Source organism: Serratia sp. 2C06 (assembly GCF_050037615.1).
Lineage (GTDB): Bacteria > Pseudomonadota > Gammaproteobacteria > Enterobacterales > Enterobacteriaceae > Serratia > Serratia ureilytica.
Window position 1 is genome coordinate 4,392,600 of record NZ_CP188299.1, and the last position, 24,992, is coordinate 4,417,591.

The 24,992-nt window shown below is 58.4% G+C and carries 17 protein-coding genes; all 17 read right to left on the minus strand.

Features of this window, described 5'->3' with window-relative positions; translation table 11 throughout:
• Window positions 1-11: 11 nt before the first annotated feature.
• The 17 genes from tssM to ACP3TA_RS21620 all read right to left on the minus strand — a co-directional run bounded on the left by tssM (window position 12) and on the right by ACP3TA_RS21620 (window position 23,428).
• A complete protein-coding gene (gene tssM, locus ACP3TA_RS21540) occupies window positions 12-3,491 on the minus strand; it encodes a type VI secretion system membrane subunit TssM (RefSeq protein WP_046687386.1) in 3,480 nt (1,159 codons plus the stop codon).
• A gap of 35 nt (window positions 3,492-3,526) precedes the next feature.
• Complete coding sequence (gene icmH / locus ACP3TA_RS21545; protein WP_033643654.1) at window positions 3,527-5,038, minus strand: type IVB secretion system protein IcmH/DotU; 1,512 nt, start codon at window positions 5,036-5,038, stop codon at window positions 3,527-3,529.
• Window positions 5,035-6,393 (minus strand): type VI secretion system baseplate subunit TssK, encoded by a 1,359-nt coding sequence (gene tssK / locus ACP3TA_RS21550; protein WP_021505816.1) that lies wholly within the window; start codon window positions 6,391-6,393, stop codon window positions 5,035-5,037. Before tssK ends, icmH begins: the two co-directional genes overlap by 4 nt.
• Before the next feature lies 1 nt (window position 6,394).
• Window positions 6,395-6,901 (minus strand): type VI secretion lipoprotein TssJ, encoded by a 507-nt coding sequence (locus ACP3TA_RS21555; RefSeq protein WP_033643655.1) that lies wholly within the window; start codon window positions 6,899-6,901, stop codon window positions 6,395-6,397.
• A gap of 9 nt (window positions 6,902-6,910) precedes the next feature.
• Window positions 6,911-7,276 (minus strand): PAAR-like domain-containing protein, encoded by a 366-nt coding sequence (locus ACP3TA_RS21560; RefSeq protein ID WP_033643656.1) that lies wholly within the window; start codon window positions 7,274-7,276, stop codon window positions 6,911-6,913.
• A gap of 6 nt (window positions 7,277-7,282) precedes the next feature.
• Window positions 7,283-7,897 carry a DUF3540 domain-containing protein gene (locus tag ACP3TA_RS21565; protein ID WP_033643657.1) on the minus strand — a complete coding sequence of 205 codons (615 nt, stop codon included), beginning with the start codon at window positions 7,895-7,897 and terminating at the stop codon, window positions 7,283-7,285.
• A complete protein-coding gene (locus tag ACP3TA_RS21570) occupies window positions 7,890-9,044 on the minus strand; it encodes a pentapeptide repeat-containing protein (RefSeq protein ID WP_228287357.1) in 1,155 nt (384 codons plus the stop codon). The genes ACP3TA_RS21565 and ACP3TA_RS21570 overlap by 8 nt, the downstream gene beginning before the upstream one ends.
• The gene (locus tag ACP3TA_RS21575) at window positions 9,034-11,259 is read right to left on the minus strand and encodes a DUF2169 family type VI secretion system accessory protein (RefSeq protein WP_197816244.1); all 2,226 of its coding nucleotides are present in this window, start codon (window positions 11,257-11,259) and stop codon (window positions 9,034-9,036) included. Before ACP3TA_RS21575 ends, ACP3TA_RS21570 begins: the two co-directional genes overlap by 11 nt.
• A 12-nt stretch (window positions 11,260-11,271) precedes the next feature.
• Window positions 11,272-13,533, minus strand: a complete 2,262-nt coding sequence (gene vgrG / locus ACP3TA_RS21580) for a type VI secretion system tip protein VgrG (RefSeq protein WP_004935351.1) — start codon at window positions 13,531-13,533, stop codon at window positions 11,272-11,274.
• A 64-nt stretch (window positions 13,534-13,597) separates the two neighbouring features.
• On the minus strand, window positions 13,598-16,183 hold the full coding sequence (gene tssH, locus ACP3TA_RS21585; RefSeq protein WP_033643660.1) for a type VI secretion system ATPase TssH: 2,586 nt from the start codon (window positions 16,181-16,183) through the stop codon (window positions 13,598-13,600).
• Window positions 16,184-16,199: 16 nt separating this feature from the next.
• Window positions 16,200-17,228 (minus strand): type VI secretion system baseplate subunit TssG, encoded by a 1,029-nt coding sequence (tssG, locus tag ACP3TA_RS21590; protein ID WP_046687388.1) that lies wholly within the window; start codon window positions 17,226-17,228, stop codon window positions 16,200-16,202.
• On the minus strand, window positions 17,221-19,062 hold the full coding sequence (gene tssF / locus ACP3TA_RS21595; RefSeq protein ID WP_033643661.1) for a type VI secretion system baseplate subunit TssF: 1,842 nt from the start codon (window positions 19,060-19,062) through the stop codon (window positions 17,221-17,223). Before tssF ends, tssG begins: the two co-directional genes overlap by 8 nt.
• Window positions 19,063-19,073: 11 nt before the next feature.
• Complete coding sequence (locus ACP3TA_RS21600; RefSeq protein ID WP_015378391.1) at window positions 19,074-19,520, minus strand: type VI secretion system baseplate subunit TssE; 447 nt, start codon at window positions 19,518-19,520, stop codon at window positions 19,074-19,076.
• 81 nt (window positions 19,521-19,601) lie between these two features.
• A complete protein-coding gene (locus tag ACP3TA_RS21605; RefSeq protein WP_004935369.1) occupies window positions 19,602-20,126 on the minus strand; it encodes an Hcp family type VI secretion system effector in 525 nt (174 codons plus the stop codon).
• Window positions 20,127-20,357: 231 nt separating this feature from the next.
• Window positions 20,358-21,884: a type VI secretion system contractile sheath large subunit gene (gene tssC, locus ACP3TA_RS21610; RefSeq protein ID WP_033643662.1), complete on the minus strand. Its 1,527-nt coding sequence runs from the start codon at window positions 21,882-21,884 to the stop codon at window positions 20,358-20,360.
• On the minus strand, window positions 21,881-22,438 hold the full coding sequence (gene tssB, locus ACP3TA_RS21615; protein WP_033643663.1) for a type VI secretion system contractile sheath small subunit: 558 nt from the start codon (window positions 22,436-22,438) through the stop codon (window positions 21,881-21,883). The genes tssC and tssB overlap by 4 nt, the downstream gene beginning before the upstream one ends.
• Window positions 22,439-22,462: 24 nt before the next feature.
• The gene (locus tag ACP3TA_RS21620; RefSeq protein WP_033643664.1) at window positions 22,463-23,428 is read right to left on the minus strand and encodes an ImpA family type VI secretion system protein; all 966 of its coding nucleotides are present in this window, start codon (window positions 23,426-23,428) and stop codon (window positions 22,463-22,465) included.
• Window positions 23,429-24,992: the final 1,564 nt, after the last annotated feature.

The following is a 24,992-nucleotide window of genomic DNA, read 5'->3' on the forward strand; positions in this document are numbered from 1 at the left end:
TACGGTTGTGTTTACATCGCTTTCGGGCACGAGAATCCTCGCAACGCCCGTGACCAAAGTGGGAAATCTTTCATCGTCGAGCGCAATTCCAGTTTGAGCACGCCCACCACCGACGACATCGACATCGTCAGCTCTCGCCTGTCGCTGGCGAGCGGCACGGGATTGCTGGCGTCGAACATCCGGAACAAGGCCCAGGGCCCGTCGAAACTGGCGACCTGGATCTGGCCGGTGCCGGTGCGGAAGGTGAGTCGAACATAGCTGCCGCCTTTCGGGCCCGGCCAATCGATACGGGTAGGCTGGCTGAAGCCATGGCTGTAGTTAATCACCTGCCCATCGATATCCAGGGTCGCCTCCGTAATGGTCGGCGTCAGGGACAACGGCCTGATGAACATGGAGAAGGACAGCTTGTCGCCGGCGGTGAAGAAGGTATCGCGGATCAGGCGGGCATTTTCAAACGCGCCCAGCGTGCTGGCATTGACGATCCCCTCTGAACCCGGTTTGGCATTCCATTTCTGCGCGTTGACGTCCACATAAGGGGCCAGGTTCTCATCGAAGAACTGCTGCATCGCGCCGCTTTGGCCAAACATGCGCGAGAAGTCCTCGATGCCGACCTCCGCTCTGGCGTTGCGCGAGAACGGATAACGCCCGCTGATGCTGCTCTTGCACAAGCCGGAGGCCAGCGACGAAGCGCCTTTGCTCAGGTTCTTTTGGCTCTGCTGAATCGTCTGGCTGTCCCCGACCTGCAACAGATCCATCATCACGCTGCGCACCGGTTCCGGCTGGCGCGCCGCATCCAACTGCAGACGCTTCAGCGTGCCTCCGGCGGGCACCACCTGGCCGCCGCGCAGCGAGGTGGACAAGGTGGTCAACTGGCTGTACAGCGCTTCGAAACTGCGGCTCAGCGGATCGTTGCTGGCGTTGGTGGTCTGTAACAGCTGATAGCCCAGACGGCGCAGCAGCTCGAAGCGATCTTCCACCGCGCGTTCCGGCGTGAGACGAAAACGCGCGCGCTCGCCGGAAATCTCGCCGAGGATGTCGCGCCGCTGCTGCTCGATGCGATTGCGCTGGCGATCGAACCAGCTTGCCGCATCGCCCTGGTTGGTGCCGGTCATGCTGGTTTCGCGCGCGGCGAAGCGCACCAGATTAGCCAGCGGGGAAGAAGGGTCGGACAGTTGACGCGCCAGGATCGCCGCATCCTCAAGCCCGTTGACCGGCCGGGCGCGCACGTCGCGCATGAAAGCATCCCATTTGTCGGCATACTCGATGAGGTATAGCTTCCTCGCCTCGTCGGCCAGCTTCTGCGCCGAGGCCAGCGAGTTCACCGCGTTTTTCCCTTCCGCGCTGTCGCGCAGCACCCAGGACTCTTCTTCGATCATGTCCTTGGCGGCGTCATCGAGCTGCGCCAGGAAAACGTCGCGATAGCTGGCGCGGGTATAGAACCCCGGCACGGCGGTATCGGTGACCGTCGCCTGGCTCTTGCGGCGCAGCATCAAGGAGACGTTCGGCCCGGCGGCGTCGGCTAACGAAATATCGTTGATCGCCGCCGGCAACGGTTTCTCTTCGATGCGGCGCACCACCCGCACCTGCATCGGAATGTTCATCGCTTTCACCCGCGCCAGGCGCAGCAGATCGCCGTTCATCTTCATGACCGGCGCGTCCGGCAAAGAGAACATCTCCCGCAGATGGTAAGCAAAGATGCCTTTGTTCATGTCGGTGTAACCCTGCGGCATAAAGGTTTCCCAGCGCGCCATGAACCAGTCGACCAAGGCTTCGGCGGAGCGGTGCGAAGGTTCGCCCATCATCAGGTACACTTTCAGGGTGCCGTAGACGTCCTTGTTGGACGCCGAGACGTCATTCTTGAGTTCGTCCGCGATATAGTTTTCCACCGCCGGCCAGAAGATCTGCAGCAAATGGCGTTGGTAGGTTTTTTGCGCCGCGCTGTTGATCAGCTTGTGCTCGAAATAGGGATTCGGCACCGGCGACACTTCGCCGCCCAATTGCGCGTTCATGTACCCCAGCTGCTCATAGGCGGAAATGACATCGTCGCTGACGCGGTTAGTCACCGGAATTTCGCGCACGATGCGCTTTGTCTCATCGAAGCGCGCCGCAATGTAGGAGATGTAATCGCTCTCCCACAGGTAACGCATCGCCAGCAGGTTAAACGAGACCGCCAACAGAATGAGCACCAACACATAGCGGCCCAGGGAGCTCATGCGGCTGCCGAGCGGCCTGGCGTGCGAAGACTGCTGCATCACCCCGCGTTCTTGCCGGGCATAATCCAGCTCCGGGTGATAAATGCGCCCGGTCGGGCGAGCTTCATAGATATCCGCCGCTTCCGCGTTGTAGATCGCCCCCTGCGGCGGCAAGGCGATGGTGCTGCCCAGCCACACCTGCTGCAGATGGCAGGCGTAGCCCACCGGCGTTTGCGGGAAGATCTGCTCTAACAGGGAATACAGCGGGTTGCCCAGCGACCCCAGCGATTCAGTGAAGAACAGCAGCTGTTGGCGGTTTTGGCCGTCCGGCGCATCGTGCAACAGTTCGAGCACGTGATGGCTGACGCGCGCCACCATCTCCCGATAGAGGGTTTCATACTGCTCGAAGGGGGTTTCTCCCTGTTCGGCGCGGTTCAGGCTGAAACCCATGCCTTTTTGCAACAGATCGTCGCCCAGCATGGACAGGAAGGTCTCGCCGCCGACCAGTTGATCGAGGTGGCTGATGGTGAGATAGACCGGCAGCTCGCTGCGGAACCACGAGGCCATCTCCAGCAGGCGCACGCGCAGCGCGTCGGCGACCGACTTTCTCTCCGTCAGCGAGGCGTGCAGCAACCAACGCGCATCCAGACACAGCATGATGCCGTCGATGCCCGGATGGCGGCGATGGCGGCGGATCAGTTTGAACAGAGTGTCGCGCGCCCTGGCGCCCTCTTCCCCCAGGCCGTTCAACTGCAGCCATTCGCCGGAGGTGTCGACATACACCGAATTCTCCGCCAGCCACCAGTTGCAATCCTGGGTCGGCCCGACGTCCACCGTCTGCTGCAGGCCATAGTGCTCGGCCAGCAAGAAGCGTTCGCCGCTTTCGCCGATCAGCGAGGTTTTGCCGCTGCCCGGCGGCCCGACGACCAGAAACCACGGCTTTTCGCTGACATAACGGCGCGTCAGGCGGTATTTGAAGCGCTGCCAAGGGGTGCGCTGCTTCGCCGTGCCGACGTACTGCAAGGTGCGCAAGGCGTCGTAAAAGCGCGAGGTCACGCGGTCTCGCTGGGCGGTCTTGCGTTTGGCCGGGGCCGGCGCTCGCGCGTGGCGGAACACCCAGGATAAGAACGTCGCCACGAACGGCCACAGCGCCCAGCACAGGATCAGCGCGATGATGATGCCCCTGACCCAGACCGACAGCAGCGGCCGATAGGTGCCGATGGCGATCAACGGCCCAATCCACCACACCACCGCACACAGCAGCAAGGCAATCACCAATATGAATGATCTACGTATCATATAATTTCCTTATTATCTCTACGCCGGCGGATGTCTTAGTTATCCTCGGGGACCTCGGCGGCTACCCCTGCCTGATTTAACGTTGCAGACGGTGAAGCCATCTCCCTCTCGCCGATTTTCCAAAGGATGTCCACGCGGCGGTTGCGGCGGCGCCCTTCTTCCGTCGCGTTGTCGTCCAGCGGCTCCTGATCGCCCTTGCCGACCGATGTCACGGTGCGGTTGTATTTACTGTTGGCCAAGGATTCGCGCAGCTTGTCGGCGACCGTCTGCGCGCGAGCCTCGGACAGTTTCAGGTTGGAGTTGTTGGAGGTGTTGCGATACGGTTTGTTGTCGGTATGCCCGATGACCTCCAGATCGCCCGGCCACGGCGCCAGCGCTTCCCCCAAACGCTCAATGTTGCGTTTCTTTTTAAACTCTTCCGACAGCTTCGACTGCCCGGTGGCGAACGCGCCGTCGGAGGTGAAGATCAACAGCCAGCCGCGCGGATCGGCGCGCACCTCCAGCCACCCTTCGCTGAGGATTTGCGGCAGCGGCTGCGGCAGCGTCTCCATGATGTTGATTTTGCGCGGCTGCGGCGGCGTCCAGGCCAAAATGGCGTTGCGCAGCGCGCGGGACTGATCGTGCAGATACCAGGCGGCCGAGGCGTACGCCAGCAGCGCGATGGCCAGGCCGTAGCACAGCAGCTTCAGCGGCGTGATGCGGGTCGCCTTGCGCACCACGTTGCTCGGCTCGGCATCGGCCAGCGTCTGCGTCGGGTTCTGGCTGTACAGATAGCCGTCAAGACGGTTGCGCACGTCGGCCAACAGCACCGCGCCGCGTTCCATTACGTGGTATTGCCCTTCGAAGCCCAGCGACAGGATCAGATCGTAAAACGCCAGGATCTCCTTGTTGCGCGGCGAGGCGGCCAGATAGGCCTGCAGGTGCTCGAAGCACTTTTCCCCGCCCCAGGCGTCGCGATAAAACTCCACCAGCAGGCTGAGATTCAGTTCGCCGGATTCGAGCGTGCTCATGCAGCACTCATCCACGTAGGAGCACAGCAGATAGGCCAGCTTGTCCACATCGCTCGGCGCGATGTGATCCGCCAGCAGCGTCTGCTGAAACTGTTGGATCTCACGCACGATCTGCGCGCGCACCGCGCCCGGATTCAGCTGTTTCTGATCGCGCACCCGCTCCACCTGCAGCAGGACCGGGATAGCGGCGGCGATCAGCGGGTTGTCCCAATGGCCCATCATCACGCCGGGCTTGCTCAGCGCGGCGCGGCCGAACAGCCCGCTCGAGGTCGGCGCCGCCTCGGCCGGGCGCTCGCCCGGCGCGGGCTCGCTGCTTTCCGGCGCAACGCTTTCCGCTTCATAAGGCTTGGGTTCGGGGGGCGTCGCCACCCCGGCGCTTCCCGGCCGCAGCTTGGCGGCCAGCGCCCGCGCGCCGAAGGACAGCGCGGCGATCTCCGCCGTCGTTTTGCCCACCGAGCCGGACGCGGGAAGGCGCGGTGTCGCGTTGTTGCGCGTTACCGCCATCGCCTCGCGTATTTTTCTCTCGAATTCGTTCATCCCACCCTCCCTTGCCTTAATCCCCAGACGTCAAAACGCAGGTCGGGGAAATCACCCACGATGCTGAGCGCCATCGCCGAGCCGGCCATCATTTCCTTATAAATCGGGTCGGCATGATCAACCTCGAAATAGATGCTGTTCGGGTAATACGGTATGTGCCGCGGCGGCGAAGCCATCGGCAGCAAGCGAGCGCCCGGTAATTGCAGATCGATCAGCTGAATGATTTTCTCGACCGGCCCCAGTTTGACCTGCGCGGGGAAATACGAGCGCAGATGCTCGATGGACAAACCGCAGCTGACGGCGAACACCAGTTTTTCCAGGCGCAGCTGCGAGTCGTTCGGGCACAGATAAATGCTGTCGCCGCGATCGATAAACGGCAACGCCACCGCCGGCGCTTCGATCACCAGCGACAGCGCGCGGCGAATCGAGGCGAACAGCTGGAAGTAGCAGTTGTGCGGTTCATCGTGCAGATACACCAAATCGGCCCGATCCCAGAGGCGTTCGCCGCCGGGAATGATGCTGAGCCGCCCCAGCAGGCTCAGCAACGTGTCGAACAGGGTTTCAGGATGTACCTGCGGGCTGGCCAGCAGTTGGCTGATGCGCAAATTGAACTCGCTCAAGGTTTGCAGCAGCAGCAGTTCCAGCAGCTCGGAAAGCCCGCCGATCGTCATATGCACGTCCGGGCGGAAAACCGACTCCAGACGCTGGCTGATCAGCCCAAGCAATTCGGTGGTGAAAGCGGGCAGCCAGCCGATGGCGCGGAAATCCAGCATCGGCGGCAAGGCGCGCTCATCCAGCAGCACCCGACGATCGCTGGTCAGCTCGCGCACGAAACCGACCGGCAGCACGCTTTCCGCGCTGCTGACCGCGTCCTCCAGGCTTAGCCGCGTCACCAGGCTGCCCAGTTGCATCGTGCACACGCGCGGGGTCCCTTCCAGGCTGACGCCGTGGTTGCGATCCGGCACCTCGGCGTCCATGGTGCGAAAACGGCTGCTTTTTCGCGCATCCTGGATAAGATCGATCTGGGCGTTGCCGGCGATATCCATCAGCACGGACAGGCACACCACTTTCCCCTGGCAGCCTTCTCCCAGCACCAGCGGCGGCGGCAGCGGAATATCCTCAGGCATGCTGAACGCCGTGCCGTCGGGGAAAACGCCCTTGGCTTTCTTCAGCGCAAACTTGCCCTGTTCCAATAGCCCGTTGTCGATCTCCAGCGTCAGGAACCCCCAGGTGAAGGTTTCGACGCTGCGCAAGCGCGCTTCAATCAAGTGCTCGAAAAAACGTTCCTGCTGCTGGAAATGCTGCGGTTCCATCAACATGCCTTCTACCCAGGCGACGCGTTGTTTAGGTAACATGTCATTCATCCATTTTGTCGTTAGTCACTATGCTGAGTGACGTCATCCCCACCATCACCTTCATTTGCGAATCAGCCTGCGCAGGGGACTTTTGCTCGGCGAGCGGCAGCACGCCGCTGATTTGCTGAAACTCCGCCCCGACGACGACCCATCGCTCTTGCCCCGCCGGCACCTCGAAGCGATAACGCAACGTCTCCCTCGGTTGCAAAATGCTCTGGTGCCGGCTCAGCGCCCCTTCCGACGGCGCCGTCTCGCGGCAAGGGGCGCCGTCGCCAATTCCCTCAGGCATCCACCCCGAGCGATTGGTTTCTATCACGCACACCTTGACCGGCTGCGCCTCCCCGGCGGCATTCGGGTTCACGTTGTCGTTGGCGGTCACCTCGACGTCGATAAACCGCAACCGACGCCCCGCATCCGCAGCCTCATCGTGAGAAAACCAGCTGCATCCGCCGAGCATCCCCACCGCCAACAGTCCCCCTGTCGCAATCCCCCGGAGCGTTTTCACCATGCTGAACTCCTATGCATTAACGAAACATTTGGTCTGGCTCGGCGCGACCTGAGTGCAGACCATGTTGTTGTTGTTCGTCGTGCTGGAATCACCTAGCCGCGTGACCGGCATGCCGCCGGAGAAATACTTACCCGATCCCTGCACCGGCTGCGCCTGGGCCGAATGCGTCCCCGAGGCAGCGCCGATCACTCCGCCCGAATCGGCGGTGGCCACACGAGTGGTGCCGAGGTTTTGTTCATTGCCGCCGGAAATGAAAATGTTAGGCACGTTCGGTATGCCGGTGTTGTTGGGCGAGGTGTTCGGGCCCGGCGCCGGTATCATCGGGTCGCAGCCGGCAAAGCCGATCCCGCCCATGTTGGTATTGGCTGCAGTCATGGTGGTTTACCCCATATGTATCTGGCCACCGTCGATCTTCAGCACCGCCGAAGACTTCAGGGAACCAATTTCACTGTTGATGACGAGGGATTGCCGCGCATCCTGAATGATGTGCTTGGCCAGCACCTCGTCGGTTTCCTCCACCCGCCGGCTCGCGTGCTTGCTGCGCACAAACAGGCGTTGAGAGATTTGGTGCAGCGTTTCGGCAACCCAACGGCTGCTGCGCGTCAGCAGCGTGAAGTGCGGGCTGCGCAGCGTCAGCCGCTTGCCGCCCTGCAGCTCTATCTCGGGCGCCACGATGCGCAAGTTGGCGCAGCGGCTGTCCAGCGTCATAACGGCGTTCGCCTGTTGCCGCGACAGGATCTCGGTGATGACCAACTTGTCGCCGTCGGCGATGACGCAAACGCGATCGCCCGCCAGCGGCTGAACCAGGCAGCTGGTGGCGACCGCCAGACAATGCGCGCGCATGCCATCGACATACAGACCGCCGTTGGCGTCGGCCGCCAGCGTCACCACCTTGCGCCCCCCTTGTTCGGGAAGCGGAGCGCTGCGCACCAACTGCAAAGGCGTCACCCTGGCGTTGGCATAGACCTTCTGATGCTCTCTTCTGGATTTATACATATCTGCTTACTCCTGTTGGCCGTTGATACGACGGTTGCCGCGGCCCCGGTTGTTGATGCGCATACCAGGCGTCGATCGCGCTCAAGAACGGATCGGCGGTAAGCGGCACGTTTTCGGCGCGATGACGCTGCGCGCCATGCAGGCGAGCGCTCTGTTGCTGAGCGGCGGTCAACGGCTGTTCGATCAGGTTCGCTTCCCGCAGTTCGGCCTGCTCAAGATTGGCTAACGCCAGATCGCACGCCCTGAATTCCGCTTGCGGCAAGATGGCGCGCCCCCAGTTGGCGCCGCCCATCGCACATTCGCTGAACCGGGCCTTCTGCCCCTGCGCCAGGATCAGCGTCGCGCGCTCGAAATCGCAGCGCAGCGCCTGCGCTTCAGCGAAGATCGCCGAGGTCAGATCGCTGTCGGCGAACGAACACCCCTCCAGCTCGCTGCGGTGAAAACTGGCGCCCTGCAGCTGTAGCTGAGCCAAAGTGCAGCCCGACAGGCGGCAGGTGAACCAGATGCGCGCCTGCCCCGCGATCGTCTGCCAGCTGCACGTCTCCAGCCGGCAGCTCCCCATGATGTGGCGCTCGAGGGTCGACGCCTGCCACAGGCACTGCGTGAGCTGACAGGCGTACCAGTTGGCGTCCTGTATCACGTCCTGGTGAAACATCAGGTTGGTCAGGGTGCTGGACTGCACGGCCAGATGCCCCAGGCTGCTGCGTTCAATTTCCGCGCCGTTGACCTCGCACCGGATCAAACCGCAGTCATCCAGCAGACAATCGCCGACGTAACACCCCTGCAGCGTGGTGTCGTTGCACGCCAAATTGCACAGCAGCCCCTGTTGCAGCGTCAGGTTCTCAAACCGGCATTCGTTGAACGACAGGCGCATCAGGCTGCCGCCGACCACGTTGACCTGCTGCAGGGTGCAGCCCTCAAAGCGCACCGCCCGCAAATCACAGCCTTCAAACGTGACGCGTTCGAAATGACAGTCGATGAAAAAGCAGTCGCTCAGCGTCAACCCTTTCAGCTCGCGATCGTGAAACCGGCGTTTCTTGAAGATCCGCGGCATGGGCGGCGTCTGCGCCACCGCCTGGGCGACCTCCAGTTCGATCGCCTCTCGGTCAGGCAGCGCCTGTTGAATCACGCGGCTTTCAGTTTTCATGCGCATAGTCCCCATGAATGATTCTGCGCGGCACCCAACACGCGCGCTCCAGCAGACAACCGCTGAACCGCGTGCCGGCGTCCTGCCAGGTCATCGCCAGATGCGCCGCCGCCAGATTGCACTGGTCAAATTCCGCATCGCGCAGATCGGCGTTATAAAACAGGCCTTGCTGAGCGCTGCTGTTTTGCCAACGTGAGTGCGTCAACAGGCTGTCTTTAAACCGCACGCCGGCCAGATCGCAGCCGGCGATCGCGCAGGCCGTCAGATCGGCCTCGTCAAAGTTGCATTCAGTGAAAACGCTGTACAGCAGTTGGCACCTCTCCATGCGCGCCGCTTTCAATCCCACTTTGGTGAAACAGCTATCGCTGAACACGGCGTGGGAAAAGTTCGCCTGCATGCCCGCCGTCAGGCTCTCGACGCGGCAGCGCTCGAAGCGCACGCCGCGCCAGTTGCCGCCAAGGAACGAGTTTTTGGTGAGCGTCATCTCCAGCGCAACCGCCTCTTCGGCGAGGCAGCGGTTAAACACGCACGCGTCCAGCTCGCCTTGCAGAAACTGCGCGCGGATCAGCGTCGCGCCATTAAACATGCCGTTGCCGATCACCGCGTGTTCAAAGCGGCTCGCGGTGAAATCGCCCCGCTCGAAAACGCAGTTATCCAGCTTCACGTGGTCGGCGCGCAGCCCTTGCCCCTGAGGCTCCGCCAGCGTCACCCGTTCGAAGACCGCCTCTTGCCACACGCTTTCCGCCAGCAACGGCTTTTGCAGCGTGCACGAGATCATGCGGATCTGGCGCAGCGCCGCCTGCGTCAAATTGACCGCATCAAAAACGCAGTTTTCGAAGGTGCAGCCGTCGAGGGAAGCCTGCGAGAAATCGCAGCGCTCAAAGCGGCACTGCAGAAAATGCCGGCCCGACAGCGCCTCGCAGCGCAAACCGGTGAAAGTCTTCCCTTCCACGGTCGCGCTATCGGGGAAAAACGCGTCATTGCCGTCTTCAGCGGGAAGATCCGGCAAATCGGGCAACGTCACGGAAGCGGGCTCCGCCGCCGCTTGTTGCTGGTGCAAGGCGATCGCCTCGCGGATGCGTTGATAGAACACGGCGGAATCGCCCAGAGAGGTGGGCGACGGATCGTAACGCAAATCGCTGGGGTGATCCGACACCGCCTGGATGACGTTCAATCCCATCTCCGCCGGCATCAGATCCGGATCGAACAGAAACTCAAAGGGCGAGGCGTCATCGTCGCTGCGCTTGCGGAATACCTGTTGGAAATAGTCGAACGAGCGCGGCGCATCGCAGCGATCCAACGCCAGCATGACGGACTCGATGGACTCGTCCAGCAGATGCGTCAACGGCGCATTGCCGGTGAAGATAAGCAAAGCGATGTCGCTGTCGGGCAGGAACCACAGCGTTTTGCGCTGCAGCTCGATTTCCTCGAGGCTGTCGCTATCGTGACGGCGGATGAACGCCCGTCCGCGCACCGCCGGCAGCTCGCCGCGAATCGCCTCGCTTTGCGCGCCGACGCCCTGCAGCTCGAAGGGCACCCGATCCGGCCACGCCGCTTCCGGCAACCACTGCGCCGGCGGCGCCATCTGGAAATAACGCCGATCGATATTGGCCGGCAGCCCGGGGAATGCCGTCTCGAGATAGGCTTTGCCGGCGATCTGGCCCGCCACCTTATCGATGTGCGCCTTGCGCAGCGCAAACTCGTGCGGCACCGGCGCCGGCGCCGCCAGCGGAGAGCGCTCCTGCGCGGTCCCCTCGGCGGACAGCGTCATCAGCAGCGGCCGCAGCCCGTCATTGCAGCCGCGGCCAAACGGGTTCTCCTTGTTGTCTTTGCCGCCCCAGGCGGAGGTGTGATCCAGCGGCACGCTGAGGAAGGGTTCCACCTCCATCGCGCCGCGCCGTCCCTCGCCCTCGACCCGCCAACGGCGCTTCAGCCCGCCGATGTCGGCGCTGACATTCAGCGTTTTCACCGGCTGACCGATGCCGGCATGGCCGGCGATCAGGTATTCGGCGAACGGCTTCGGCTCGGCAACATCCAATATCGGCAGGCTGAGCGGCACGCGCTTCCACGCCTCCCAGATTTCGGCTTCGTTCACGAAGTGCTCAGGCCGGGACAGGTAGCATCCGGCCACGACGCTGATGCCGAGCCGGCTGTCTGTCCCGATCTGGTAACTTCCTTTAATCGCCACCAATTGCTGTGGCCGTATGATTCTCATTGCCGCGCCTCGTTAGTTTTTGCTTTGCATCCCGACTTTTTTCAAATCGACGCCGGTCTCGGACAGTGACGCGCCGGTATAGCTGATCGACACCCCTGTCGTGCTGGTGCTGCTGCCGGTATTGCTGACGCTGCTGCCGGTATTGCTGACGCTGCTGCCGGTGCTGCTGACGCTGCTGCCGGTGGTGCCGACGCTGCTGCCGGTGGTGCTCACGCTGCTGCCGGTGGTGCTGATGCTGCAGCCGGTGGTGCTGGTCGACGATCCGGTGGTGCTGATGCTGCAGCCGGTGGTGCTGGTCGACGAGCCGGTGGTGCTGACGCTGACGCCGGTAAAGCTGGTGCTGCTGCCGGTCTGGCTGGTGCTGACCGTGGTGTAGCTGTTGCTTTCGCCGGTCATGCTGTTGCTGATGCTGGTGAAGGAGTTGCTTTCGCCGGTCATCGAGTTTGATACGCCGGTGCAGCTGGTGCTCTGCCCGGTGAACGAGGTGCTCAGCCCGGTGAACGAAGTGCTCACGCCGGTAAATGACGTGCTCACGCCGGTGAACGAGGTGCTGACGCCGGTAAACGAGGTGCTCACGCCGGTGGCGGTGAGGCTGACGCCGGTCATCGACGCGCTGACGCCTTTAATCGAGGCGTCAAACCCGGTAATGCTGAAGACGTAATCCTTGTAAGAGACGTGGTTGGTGAACCAGTCGGTAAAGGTGCGGCGGATGATGTCGAACTTGTCCATTCCCACCTCGGTGGCCTGGTTGCGCTCCACCGTGGTTTGCAGATCGCGTTCGGCATGCAGCATGACGCGTTCGTTGTTGCGGTTGTCATCGAAGGTCAACTGGCTGGCATGCTGCGGCTTGCCGAAGCGCAGCGAACGCGACACCATGCCCGAGTAGTTGATGTATTCAGGCAACTGATAAGGCGGCGGGTTGTCGCCGTTATACACAATCCCGGTCACCATCGGACGATCGAGATCGCCGTCGACATAGGTCACCAGCACTTCCTGACCGACGCGCGGCATGGCGATCACGCCCCAGCCTTTCCCGGCCCAGGCCTGCACCACGCGGATCCAGCAAGAGCTGTCTTCCTCGGTGGTTTTGTAGCGATCCCAGTGGAAATGCACGCGGATGCGCGCAAATTTGTCGGTATGCACTTCGGAGTTGGGCGCGCCGACCACGGTGGCGCTCTGGATGCCCGGCATCTGCGGCTTTGGCGTTTCGCGCAGCGGGCGGAACGGCACGTCGTCGTTCAACGCATTGAAACGGCAGGTGACGTTGCGGCCGTCGCTGCTGCTGTCCGGGCCGTCTTGCACGAACACATAGTCGCAGCGAGTCAGCTTGAAGCGGCGGTTGCGGTTGGCGTCCGGGTGCAAAATCAAGGAGAAATCCTTGCCGGCCATCAGCCCGACGGCGTTGCTCTCGCCAAACAGCAGATGGCCGTCGCTTTGCATTTCTTCAAGGCGCAGCCGCGCCAGGTTTTCACCGCGTTCGGTATCCACATAACCCGCCGCGTAGTCATACCACTCCAACGGGGTGTTCTGCAGGCCGAGGCGGCTCTCTTCCACCTTGGTTTGCAGGTTCTTGCGCGGGTTCTGGAAGTCAAAGTCGCGCAGCACGATTTCATTTGGGCGCACTTTGCGTGAACGCTGGATGCGCTGGATCCCTTCGCGGATGGCGCGGTTTTCTTCGCTGTCCGGCATGAACGGCAACACGGCGTAACCGAAATCCAGATCGTCGAAATTCTGCCGGTCGGTGATCACCAGCGTGTGTTTATCCTCGGCGTGATCGAAGTAATACCAGATGCCTTCGTCTTCAAGCAGGCGGCTGATAAACGCGAAATCCGTTTCGGAAAACTGCACGCAATATTCACGCGTCGGATAAGTGCCTTGAATATCCAGACGGTAGTCGGCAAAACCGTAGCGCGAGAAGATTTGCTCGATGATGTCGAGCACGTTCAAATCCTGGAAAATGCGGCTGTTGCGGTTCTGCATCAAAAACCACAGCCAGGTGCTCAGCTCCAGCTTATAAACGAACTTATCCTGATGCTGCCCCGAATCGGAGGCGCCGATCACGTAAGCGTAAAACGGCCGCGCGCCGAAATCCGGCCTTTCTATTTGAATGCTGATCCCTTGACCCAGCAGAGATTCATAATCAACGTCCGCCTGTTCACATTCGAATTCGAGCGTATATTGCGAGTTGCTCGACAACCCTTCTTTGGTGGTGAAGCTGAGTGGAAACGCATTTAATTCGGCTAACACCGGGTTATCAATTTCGATTAAAGGCATAACAACCTCTCTGATCCGATATCGAACCCCGCCCCGCGTTTGCGGGCCGGCGGCAAATTAAAAATCAGTCGAAATAAACACTTAAACTATCGTTCTCGACCATGAGTTGGATATTCTGCAGTTCCTGTCCCGTCCGTTTGCGCTGCAGCACTTCATTGCTGATGGGCGGCAAAATCGCCTGCTGCAGCAGCGACTCGACCGCTCTGCCGCGCGAAGGATGGGCGCTGATGCGTTTGGCTATCCAGCCTGGAATGTCGCCTTCCAGCACCAGCGACACGCCCACTTCTTTGTGCAAACGCTGTTGTAAACGCGAAATCTGTTTGGTGGCGATATGGGTTATCGCTTCGGTAGAAAGCGGCACGTAGGGAATGACGTTCATGCGCGCCAACAGCGCCGCCGGGAAGAAGCGCGCCAGCACGTCATGCAGCATCGGCCGCAGCGCTTCGGTTTTCAGATCCGGCGTTTCCGCCAGCGTCGCTTCTATTTCGCCGGCGCCGATATTGCTCGTCATTAAAATGAAACACTGGCGGAAGCTGATCATGCGGCCCTCACCGTCTTCCATCACGCCCTTGTCGAAGACTTGATAAAACGCCTCGTGGATATCGGGATGCGCCTTGTCGAATTCGTCGAGCAAGACGATGGAATAAGGTTTGCGGCGCACCGCCTCCGTCAACTTGCCGCCCTTGCCGTAGCCGACATAGCCCGGCGGCGCCCCTTTCAGGGTGGAAACGGTATGCGATTCCTGAAACTCGCTCATATTGAAGACGATCAGGTTATGCGCGCCGCCGTACATCGCCTCCGCCAGCGCAAACGCGGTCTCCGTTTTGCCGACGCCGCTCGGGCCGGACAGCATGAAAACGCCCAATGGCCGATCGTGCGCCTGAATGCCGGCGCGGGAGATGCGCACTGCCTGCGCGATTTCATCGATCGCCGTCTGCTGGCCGAATATCTGGCGGCTCAGCAGTTGGTTGAGATTGAGCGCATTGTCCAGATCGCTTTGCAGCATGCGGCCGGTGGGGATGCCGGTCCAATCCGACAACACCTCCGCCACGACGCGGTCGTCCACCCACGGATACACCAACGGCAGGCCGCCGTCTTGCAAGGCTCCCAGCTCGGAGGCCAACTGCGGCAAGCGCTCCGGCGACTGCCGCTCCGCGTCGAGCAAGGTGGTGACCGCCTGTTGCTCCTGCGCCTGCCGCTGACGCAGCGCATCCAGTTCACCTTCCATATCGCTGAGGGTCTGCTGCAATTCAGTGATGCGGGTGAGCGCCAGATCGTCGAATTTGCTTTCCTCCTGCAGGCCGTTCATTTCGGTGCGCTTCACCGCCAACCCGGCCTCGAGCGACTCGATTTTTTCAGGCAGCGCATGCTGGCTCAGCGCCACCCGCGCGCAGGCGGTGTCCAGCAAGCTGATGGCTTTATCCGGCAGTTGCCGCGACGGCAGATGGCGCAGCGACAAATGCACCGCCGCCTGCAGCGCCGACTCACGGATCTTGACGCTGTGGTGCTGCGCAAAATGCGGGGCGATGGCGCGCATCATGTTCACCGCATTCTCTTCGTCGGGTTCAGAAACCAACACGTACTGGAAACGGCGCGTCAGCGCGGCGTCCGGCTCGATGAACTGTTTGTATTCCGACCAGGTCGTCGCCGCCACCATGCGCAGCGCCCCCCTGGCCAACATCGGTTTCAACAGGTTGACGGCGTCGCCGGTGCCGGCCTGCCCGCCGGCGCCCACCAGCGTATGCGCCTCGTCGCAAAACAGGATCACCGGCACCGCCGAATGCGCGATGGCGTCGATCAGCGCTTTCAGGCGCGATTCGAATTCGCCCCTCATGCTCGCCCCGGCCTGCATGCGCCCCAGATCCAAAGACAGCAGCCGGGCGCCCTGCAGCAGCGGCGGCACCTGCCCCTGGGCTATCTTGCAGGCCAGCGCTTCCGCCACCGCCGTTTTGCCGACCCCGGCTTCGCCCACCAAAATCGGGTTGTTCTGCCGGCGACGCAGCAAGATGTCGATCACCTGGCGCAGCTCCGCTTCGCGGCCAATCACCGGGTCGATTTCACCGTCGCGCGCCTGGCGGGTCAGATCGGCGCACCATTTATCGAGAATATCGACCGTCTCGGACGCCTCCGGCGCATCGCCGTGGGCGCTGTAGACCTCTTCTTCCTCTTCCTCATGCTCGACGGACTCCGCCAGAATCGCCGGATAATCGTCGAACAGCTGCGGGATCGGCAGTTTTTTGAACTCGTCGCTCAGCCGGTACAGGCTGCGCTGCAACGTGGGATCCTGCAGAATGCCGACCAAGATATGAATGGTGCGCACCCCGCCGGACGGCGTTTCGGCGAGCTGGCTCATCAGCAGCCCTCTTTCCACCACCGTTTCCAGTTGCGTCGACAGGTCCACCACCGCATTCGTCCGGTTAGGCAAGGTATGAAGAATGCGATCCAACGCATCGCTGATGCGCTGACTGTTGATGGCGTAGTGCGCCAGGATCATCGGCAAGTCGCCGCGTTCCTTGTCCACCAGGACTTTCAGCCAGTGTTCCAGCTCCACGTATTCGTGCCTGAAGGTTCGGCACAGCTTGGTCGCTTCGACGAACGACTGATAGGCAAAGTGGCCCAATCGCGAAAAAAGACGTTCTCGTTGATACACCTTAAATTTCCTTATATTAAGTTGTTGATTGATAAACCAGCTGCCTAAACGTCCCTGTCTTAGGTTTCAGCCAGCTGTCTTTACTCAGCGACTTGCCGCCCAGCTGCGCCGCCATGCCCGGCTCCGTGGCAATCAGCAGGCTGACATCCAGCATCAGCTGATGGCTCGTAAAGTCATGACAGATGCTCACCAACGCCTGCAGCCGCCTGCTGCCGCGCTGATACTGCTGATACTGCGGGGCCCCCAGCGGGCCGATCTGAATATGCGCGCCGTACTGGGCATCGAAAAAGCGGCTGCCGATGCGCGTGCTGCCCAACTTGCCCAGCTTTTGGCTGCCGCTTTGCTTGCCGTCGTCGATCCACTTGGCGTAGCGCGGCGTAATCGTGATGGGAACGGCGAAATAGGCCGCCAACATCTTGTTGAGCTGCCGCAGCGAGCGGCGACCGGGCAGATAAGTGCCGGGGTACGCCTCGCGCAGGCGCTGGATATGCGGGTTCACCGTCAGCGCCGTATCGACGCCCACCGTCTGGCGCAAATGGCGCAAGAACGGGTTTTTGTCATCGTCATGCTCATGGCCGATCATCGCCTTCAGCTGCGCCCAGGCCCGGTAGTGCAATACGGCGAAGCGCTGGCTGACGATGCCGACGAACTGCTGGAACGCCTGGTTGCGTCTGGCGATGACTTCGGTGCGCGCGTGCTCGGTCACATGGATCGGCAGCGGGCCGTAGGGGGCGAACATGCCGAAATGCCGCGCCTGAATCAGCACTTGCTTAGGGCGCTGCACGATAGAGGCGATTTCACGCGAAGCGAACGCCATATCCGCCGGCTGGGTAATGCAGAGCCTTTCGCGGCTGCGATCGTTGGAGACGCCGAGCCGCGGCGCATCCGGCTGCGCGCGTTCGATACGCCGCAGCAGCTCGAAAAAATCCTGTCGATTGGACAGCCCGCGTATTTCGGCCTGGCCCGCGCTTTCGCTTTGCGCCCCCGGCGTCGGCGCCGGCTCCAACGAGAGCGCCGTTTCACGCATCAACGACATATCAGCCATAGTAGAGCGCCCCCCAGTCGGCGTGGGTTTCCCCATCCAGCAACAGCTTCATGCTTAACGTTTGGTTCAGGTCGCCGTATTGGCTCAACGCGTGGTGCAATATTTTGCCGAACAGATAGGCGCCGTGGTCGGCATGATGGTTGGCGCTTAAGTTGACGGCGATCTCGGCTCCGCGGATCCAGGCCAGCGGCCCCGGCCCCTGATTGCGTTCGAAGTGGTGCTCCACCCAGGCGTTTTTGATGCTGGCGATGCGCTTGCGCTGGCTGGAGTCATCCTGATGGCAGAACAACGACAGCCAGTCGCGCAACAGCGCCGAACAATCCTGAACGTCGGGGCGCGCATGGCGCAAAGGATTGGAGGCCAGCATCTGGATCGCCTGCCACGCCTGGCTGATGTTCGGCACCGCGACCGGGTTGCTCGGGTAGCGGACGATCTCCACCTGGTGGATCGGCATCGCCGTTTCCAGCTGGAAATGCGGCTGCTGAAGGTGCGCCGGCACCAGATGCCGTTCGCATACCAGCGCCTCGACGCTGAGCGACGTGATGTCGTCGATGTCGATGCCGCTTTTGCCCGGCGAGATGGCGATGAAAGTATCTTCGTTGGGCAGGTGCGGATTGTTGTACTTGGAGGGCGACGGCTCCCGGCGACGGTGCAGCGTATAACCGGCCGGCTCCCGCTCGCAGTCGTACTGCACGTCGGCCTGCAGCGAAGAGAAAATCACCGGGTTGCCGTCGGGCAGCATGCCTTTCACTTGTTTTACGCTGTGTATCTCATACAGCGAGGTGTTCAAACGATCGACCACCAGCTGGTGCTCCGTGCGCTCATCCGTCAGCAGCACCGGCGAGCAATGGCGGCGATACAGGTTGATGACCGGGGTCGCGAAAAGATGAAAATCCCTGGCGTTGACGCGACCGATCAGAGTGAGTGGGCGTTGCTCCAGCGCGAACAAGATCTCGAACTCGTGAACGCGTTCACATTGGCGCAGAAAATCCTGCACGCCATGCAGCTCCAGGCTGAAGAAGCGGCTTGGCGCGGCGAAGTATTCGCGCATCAGCCGGTTGCCGGGCAGTTCCCCCACCACGGTGGGCAACAAGGCTTCTTCATCGCTGACGCCGCCCAAGCGCAAGCTGTCCGGCTGCAAGACTTTGACGATTGGCCGGTCGTCGCTTTTCGCCCATAGCACGATGCGCAAGGTGCGATTAAGCAACGCGGCCAGCAGTTGATTGGCCCGCACCGTATCTTCCGCCAGCGTCAGGTGCAGCGGCTCGAGATCCAGCTCCGAGACGGGAAGCACGCCGTGCGTCGTCAGGCATATCCTGACGTAGGCCGAGCAATCCTGCATGTGTCTGGCGGCGCCGTCAGGCAAATGGTGCGGCGGCAAAATCTCGCATTCCGCCAGTGAAATCTCAACGGGCTGCACTTTAATATGCCGCGCCGTGGTGAACGTGGCGGGTTTGTTGTTCAGCGAGATATCGTTGAGGGTCATGCGGCTCCCGCGCGGCAGGTCAACCTGGCTGTGCCACTGGGGAAAAGAGAGATCGGGCTTAATCGCGACGGTAGCGATCGCGGGAACCGGCGTATACCACAGCGGCGCCAGGCGTGAGAGCATTTGCAGGGCAAATTCCGGCTGCTCATTGTTCAGCTTTTCCTGGATGCGGGTGCAAAGGAACGCGGAGCCCTCCAACAGACGCTCAACGAAAGGATCCAGCACGCCGTCGATATGCATGCCTAAATGCTGGGCGACCTGGGGATGAGAAGAGGCGAACTGACGACCGGCCTCGCGAAAATAACGCAGCTCATCATTATATAATTGGAGAAAGCGCTCACTGAACATAGTCACCCCTATTAATCAAATACGTGTACGGCGCCACAGGAATAATCAAGAGCGATGCGCAAATTAACCAGCATTTCGTCACCCGGTAATGAGCAGGTGCCATAAATATCGAATAAAATCGCCAGCACATACGATTGGCGTTCATTCACTACAGGCACCACACGAATCGTTTTCGGATCCAGACGCGGCTCAAACGAAGTAATGATTCTTTGTATATGTCTCGCCAGCGTTAACGGATCGGTATTAATCGGTATGCGTTGGCTCAGCGACGGCAGGCCATAATTCAATACCGAACTTTCGCTGTGCGCATAATCATGAAGTTTCAAATCAGCGCTGCGCGATGCGTCATTCAGTAAAAATTCGATATCACGCACCAAAACACGCCGCCAATTATCGGCGCTGGCGCTTTGATGTCTCACGCTGAGCTTATCGAATAGCATGGGCAATGACGCTTTCATTTAACACCTCGCGATAAGGCTTATGTCTGCCCGCAATCGCTGCGGGCAGACAGCCTGCAATTAGTGTTGTGACATCAATGATCAGATACGGGCATTAAGCTTGAGGTCATACCCCGTCTTAATTACCGCACCCATGGAGCCATCATTGTTTTGCTCTTTGTACTCAACTTCGATACGTGCGAAATTCAGCTTGATAACGTCGGTTGGCAGCACGGTATCGATTTCAGTACCGATGGTGGAATTCAGCGGCATATTACCCACGGTCTTGAATGAGGAAACCAGGCAGTTGCTGAAGGTCACGGCAATGAAGTCTTGCTGACCCTGGCCTGATTTACGGCAAACAAGTTTTGCCTGAGGAATATGCTCGCCGGTGGCGCACATCAGGAACAGTTTCGGCGAAGCCTTATTGCTCACCATGCGAAACTCAAAGTCTTTCATCTCGACTTTGCCTGAACCACCGCCGCTCCCGAACCCCCAACGGCCGGCGTTTTCTTCCGCCCATTGCCAGGCTTGCAGCTGAATCCAGCCAGGGTAGGTTTGGTCGGGTGATTCACCATCAACACCCTCAATTTTCAAAAAATAGTCTACTAAAGCTTTCGTGCTCATTTTTTGTCTCCTTGACTGATAGGTCTACTTCGTTAATTGAAAAGTCTATTCAGATAAGTCGTTATATTGCCTACGCGATCATTGAAATAGCGACAATGAGAACCCATTAGCCATTAATAAATAGCAATAGCGTAAAAAACAGCGCCACTAAATTTCAATGAAATATCAATTCCCACCAACGCCATTTAATAATTAACGTCGGCAATATCCAAACCAATGACCAGCCGTAACTTATCTGCTCCCATCTTTTTTGGCTGACGGAAGTTTTGATACAAGTCGCAAGGACACGGTCATGCCTTCCAACTGGTAATGCGGGCGCAAATAGAAATGCGCGCGGTAATAACCCGGATCGTCTTCCACATCCTCAACGCGCACCTCGGCGGCGGCTAATGGACGACGCGCCTTGGTCGCCTCGGTCGAGACGGAAGGATCGCCATCGACGTAGTTCATCAGCCAGTCATTCAGCCACAGCTGCATATCGTCCCTGGACCGAAAAGAACCGATTTTGTCGCGCACGATGCATTTCAAATAGTGCGCGAATCGGCACGTGGCGAAAATATAAGGCAAGCGCGAAGACAGCTTGGCGTTGGCCGTCGCGTCGGGATCCTCGTATTTCGCCGGCGCGTGCATGGTGCAAGAACCGATAAAAGCGGCGAAATCGGAATGCTTGCGATAGACCAGGGGCAAGAACCCGGCGTCGGAAAGCTCTTGCTCGCGCCGATCGGAAATGGCCACTTCCGTCGGGCACGTCAGTTCATATCCGCCCTCATCGGATGGAAACGCGTAGGCGGGCAGTTCTTCCACCGAGCCGCCGGATTCGATGCCGCGAATCTTCGAACACCAGCCGTACTCATGGAACGCGCGGTTGATGTTGACGCCCATCGCATACGCCGAGTTGGCCCAGGAAAAATCATCATCCACATCTGGCCTGACAGACTCCTCGAAAGCGAACTCTTCGATCGGGTTGGTTTTCGCCCCATAAGGCAAACGCGACAGGAAACGCGGCATCGTCAACACCAGGTAACGCGAGTCGTTGCTTTCGCGCAGGCGGCGCCAGGACGCATATTCCGGCGTGGTGAAAATCTTGCCGATATCCCGCGGGTTGCCCAGTTCGTTCCACTTGCTCATCTGCAGCAGCGACGGCGACGCGGCGGAAATGAACGGACAGTGCGACGCCGCGGAAATTTTCGCCAACTCGGTCAGCAGCGTAACGCTCATCGGGCTGTGATCGAATTCAAAATCGCCGATGATGCAACCGAACGGCTCGCCGCCGAACTGACCATATTCCTGTTCGTAAATCTGTTTGAACACCGGGCTTTGATCCCAGGCGGAGCCCCGATAGCGGCGCAAATTGCGCGTCAGCTCATCCTGACTGATGTTCAACACCCGGATCTTGAGCGTTTCGCTGACGTTGGTGTTATCGACCAGATAACTCAAACCTTGCCAGGCGGACTCCAGCTTCTGGAACTCCTTGTGGTGCAAGATATTGTTCATCTGTTGCGAAAGCTGTTCGTCGATCTGGGCAATCAACGATTCAATGGTCAATACGACATCCTGACTGACCTTGACCTTGCCTTTATTGGCATATTCGGACAGCGTGCCGATAGCCCGACGAACCGCTTCCGAAGCCTCGTTCGTTCTGGGCCGGAATGAACGCTTGAGCAAACCGTCAAGCTCATTTTCCGTTTCCTGCGTTTCAACTTCAGCGACTGCCGTAGCCTGCTGCTTAGCCGAATAGCGTCGTTGCCTCGCTCTCATTCCTCATCTCCTTTATTGCCGGAATCCTGCACATCCTGTTCCGCATCCGCGACCGTTTTACGCGCATCCGTCACCAAACGATGCAGAAAATCGGGTTTCTCCAGCAGATTCTTCACCACTTCTTCCGCGCTGGATTTACCATCCATATAGGTGATCAGCTCCGTGAGATGTTCCCGGGCTTCAAGCAGGCGTTGCATCTGCGGAACCCGTTTGGCGATGGCGCCAGGCGTGAAGTCATCCATCGATTCAAACTCCAATTCCACGTCCAGCAACGCATCGTCTTCGCTCAGGGTGTTCTCTACGTAAAATTGCAGACGAGGCTTGATGGCGCGCATACGATCGTTGAAGTTGTCCTGATCAAAGGTCAGGAATTTCCGCTCTTCGATCGGCAGCAAAGGCTTTTTCCGATGCCCAGAGAGATCGGACATGACCCCCGTAACAAAGGGCAACTCCACTTTCTTTTGTGAACCGTAAAGCTCTACGTCATATTCAATTTGCACGCGCGGCGCGTTATTTTTACCGATAAATTTCTGAGAGCTTGAGTCCTTAGCCATTGGAAAACTCCTTTGTGATAAAAATTACTTCCCGGACAATTGATTTAACGAGGCCAGAGATTCCGGCAAAAGCTCCTCAACAATCGTCGCGAAGTCCATACCGATCATTTTTTGTGAACGTCGAATAAGAATGGGGGCCGGATGGCTGGGCTCATAGTTTTGGAAATAGTCCAAAACCTGATCCAACAGCAAGATGACATCCTGCCGGGAACGGATATATTTGCCGGGCATGGCGACAGGCGCGTCAGCATCCGGCGAGTCAATCTCCGCGTCATCCCGTTCAGCCGGCAATTCCTGCTGTTCCAGTGAAGCCAGCTGGCGGTTGAACTGTTTCAAATAGTCGCGCACCTGCCGGCAGTCCAAACGATAATCTTCGGCCTGCAGATTGGCGTAATTCTCGACGCGCTCCAGCGCATCGATTTCCAGCGCCAATTGCTCTTTCAGCGAAGGCAGATTTCTGCCGGCAAAATAACTGTCGGCTTGCCCCAGCACCTTTACCACCTCCGAAAAATGCAGGCTTTTGCCTTCCTGCTCGTCAAGCCGCATATTCAGCAGCTCGTCGGTGGTTAACGGCGTGTCGGGAAAAATCTTGCTGTTCTTGATTTCGTGCAGACAGGACGATGTGGCGAGCCACCCTAATGCGGCCGCATGAAAGCTGTCCGATGAGGGTTCCATATCCGCCTGAGGGAAAATGGTGGCGCCCTCCTCGGCATATTTGGCGTCAATATCCTTAATGCCCTGGTAGAAGGCCGAAAAACCGTCGATATGAAGATTGGCACGCATAAACCACAGCACGACATGTAAATCGAAGCACTGTTCCAGCAACGCGGCAGACTGCTCGCGAATGGCGTGCCAATTGATATCACGCGCATTGTCTACGGCATTAAGCGGATCGGTTTGGCTGTCATATTCCGAAAGCGTGAATTCAATTTCACTGTATCGTGGATCAAATTCGACGCCATTCACTTCCGTTGAGATGACTTCATTCATGGCCTGATATCCTTTTCAATCAGCACTAGAAACATAAAGCCTAATAAAGCGGGCTTTTACGTTCGCCAGTCTTTCCCAGAGTCCTTTTAGCGTAAGTTAGTCGTCACCAAGCTCGCAAATTGTTTAGATGTATTAATATTAACAACAATAATAGATTGAACCTATCAATAGAATCGCAGTGATCGGTTTAAACTATTTTACATTTACATATTTATTTTTTCCTTTTAAAATCAATAAATTGCAAACAATAATTATGCAAGCTAAGAATAGGAAAAAAATCAAAAACTGCCCTAAAAACAACGTTTCATCCTTGGTAGGATAATTCCAGTAATACCACTGGATACAAATAATTTAATTAGCAAATGATAACCACAGTAAATAGTGAAATTTTTTCATAAAACCATGACAGCCAGTCGTTTCTTGCAAGCGGGTAGCACGCAATGATCAATAGAAGACGATGGCAGTGTGACTTTCATTTCCAGCACTCAGTACTTACACATGCGAAACCTGGTGTGAAAATAAACAATTTGGCGAGAGTTTTGATTATTAATTTTAAAGCTAAAGCACAGATTAACATTCCGCCGTGGTGCACCGAATACCTATTGATACACAAACAGCCTGGTGGATAAAGCATCGTTCTTTTATAGTTAACTCAGGGTAATGATCAGAATAATTTAAGATTCAATTCCCCTTCATGTGTGTTCTCATACGGCTTATCGCGGCAAAAGCACCACTGCGGTAAAGAGTCTCGCAGACTAAAGTGGCATTAGAGATATCATTTACTATAACCGCAAAATAACCACGTAAGCGCTGCAACGACAGTAACCGTGTTAAGACCAGCGATCTGTTCCATATACAAGAAATGTTTCCCTAACTGATAAGACCACTAATTTGATACTAGCAAAGGCAAACCCAATATCAAGAAAAAATATTATTTTTTTAATAAAAAAATAACAAATCAATATACATAAAACAAACAATTCAACAACTTAAAACAGCGCTGAATCGATTACTTTTACGCCAGGAAAAATAGTTCATGGAAATTTACACCCACTCATAACCCCCTCAGTCAATCTCACTCATTCTCTTCGGCATTGAATTGTCATCAAAAAATAAGAAAATCTATAAAAATAAAACCCGCCACTGGCCGTGCGTCCCACAGGATCAACTTTCGCAAGGCAAAATAAGCAAGATAATTCCCAATAAAAAGGCCGAAAAAAAGCGTTAATGATTTAGCGGTTCAAAATAAAAATAAAGGTAACTCTATTGGGTTATTAAAGCGAAAACGCGCACCTTTTCATTGCTGCAAAAAAACCTTATGAATCTTTACGTTGCCTGTCCTTTGACAATCATTGATGAAAAAGCAAATCAGGTAGCCAACACATACAGAAAAGAGATGGGCTACGCGATGGGCCAACCCTGCCGATGACTTTTCTCATCCCCGGTTCGGCCCGTGCGCACAGGTTATTCCGCCTAAAAATCAGGCCGCATCGCCGGCCTCGTCCGGCGATTTAACGCCGAGCCCGCCGTTTTCCTGATCCAGAACAGCTTTCGCATTCATCCG

Excerpts from the sequence above, each read along its gene's own strand:
- ACP3TA_RS21605 (WP_004935369.1), bottom strand. The coding sequence starts at position 20,126 with ATGAGCACGAAAGCTTTAGTAGACTATTTTTTGAAAATTGAGGGTGTT.
- icmH (WP_033643654.1), bottom strand. The coding sequence starts at position 5,038 with ATGAACGAATTCGAGAGAAAAATACGCGAGGCGATGGCGGTAACGCGC.
- ACP3TA_RS21575 (WP_197816244.1), bottom strand. The coding sequence starts at position 11,259 with ATGAGAATCATACGGCCACAGCAATTGGTGGCGATTAAAGGAAGTTAC.
- tssC (WP_033643662.1), bottom strand. The coding sequence starts at position 21,884 with ATGAGAGCGAGGCAACGACGCTATTCGGCTAAGCAGCAGGCTACGGCA.
- vgrG (WP_004935351.1), bottom strand. The coding sequence starts at position 13,533 with ATGCCTTTAATCGAAATTGATAACCCGGTGTTAGCCGAATTAAATGCG.
- ACP3TA_RS21620 (WP_033643664.1), bottom strand. The coding sequence starts at position 23,428 with ATGAATGAAGTCATCTCAACGGAAGTGAATGGCGTCGAATTTGATCCA.
- tssF (WP_033643661.1), bottom strand. The coding sequence starts at position 19,062 with ATGTTCAGTGAGCGCTTTCTCCAATTATATAATGATGAGCTGCGTTAT.
- tssK (WP_021505816.1), bottom strand. The coding sequence starts at position 6,393 with ATGTTACCTAAACAACGCGTCGCCTGGGTAGAAGGCATGTTGATGGAA.
- tssB (WP_033643663.1), bottom strand. The coding sequence starts at position 22,438 with ATGGCTAAGGACTCAAGCTCTCAGAAATTTATCGGTAAAAATAACGCG.
- tssG (WP_046687388.1), bottom strand. The coding sequence starts at position 17,228 with ATGGCTGATATGTCGTTGATGCGTGAAACGGCGCTCTCGTTGGAGCCG.
- ACP3TA_RS21600 (WP_015378391.1), bottom strand. The coding sequence starts at position 19,520 with ATGAAAGCGTCATTGCCCATGCTATTCGATAAGCTCAGCGTGAGACAT.
- tssM (WP_046687386.1), bottom strand. The coding sequence starts at position 3,491 with ATGATACGTAGATCATTCATATTGGTGATTGCCTTGCTGCTGTGTGCG.
- ACP3TA_RS21560 (WP_033643656.1), bottom strand. The coding sequence starts at position 7,276 with ATGACTGCAGCCAATACCAACATGGGCGGGATCGGCTTTGCCGGCTGC.
- ACP3TA_RS21570 (WP_228287357.1), bottom strand. The coding sequence starts at position 9,044 with ATGAAAACTGAAAGCCGCGTGATTCAACAGGCGCTGCCTGACCGAGAG.
- ACP3TA_RS21565 (WP_033643657.1), bottom strand. The coding sequence starts at position 7,897 with ATGTATAAATCCAGAAGAGAGCATCAGAAGGTCTATGCCAACGCCAGG.
- ACP3TA_RS21555 (WP_033643655.1), bottom strand. The coding sequence starts at position 6,901 with ATGGTGAAAACGCTCCGGGGGATTGCGACAGGGGGACTGTTGGCGGTG.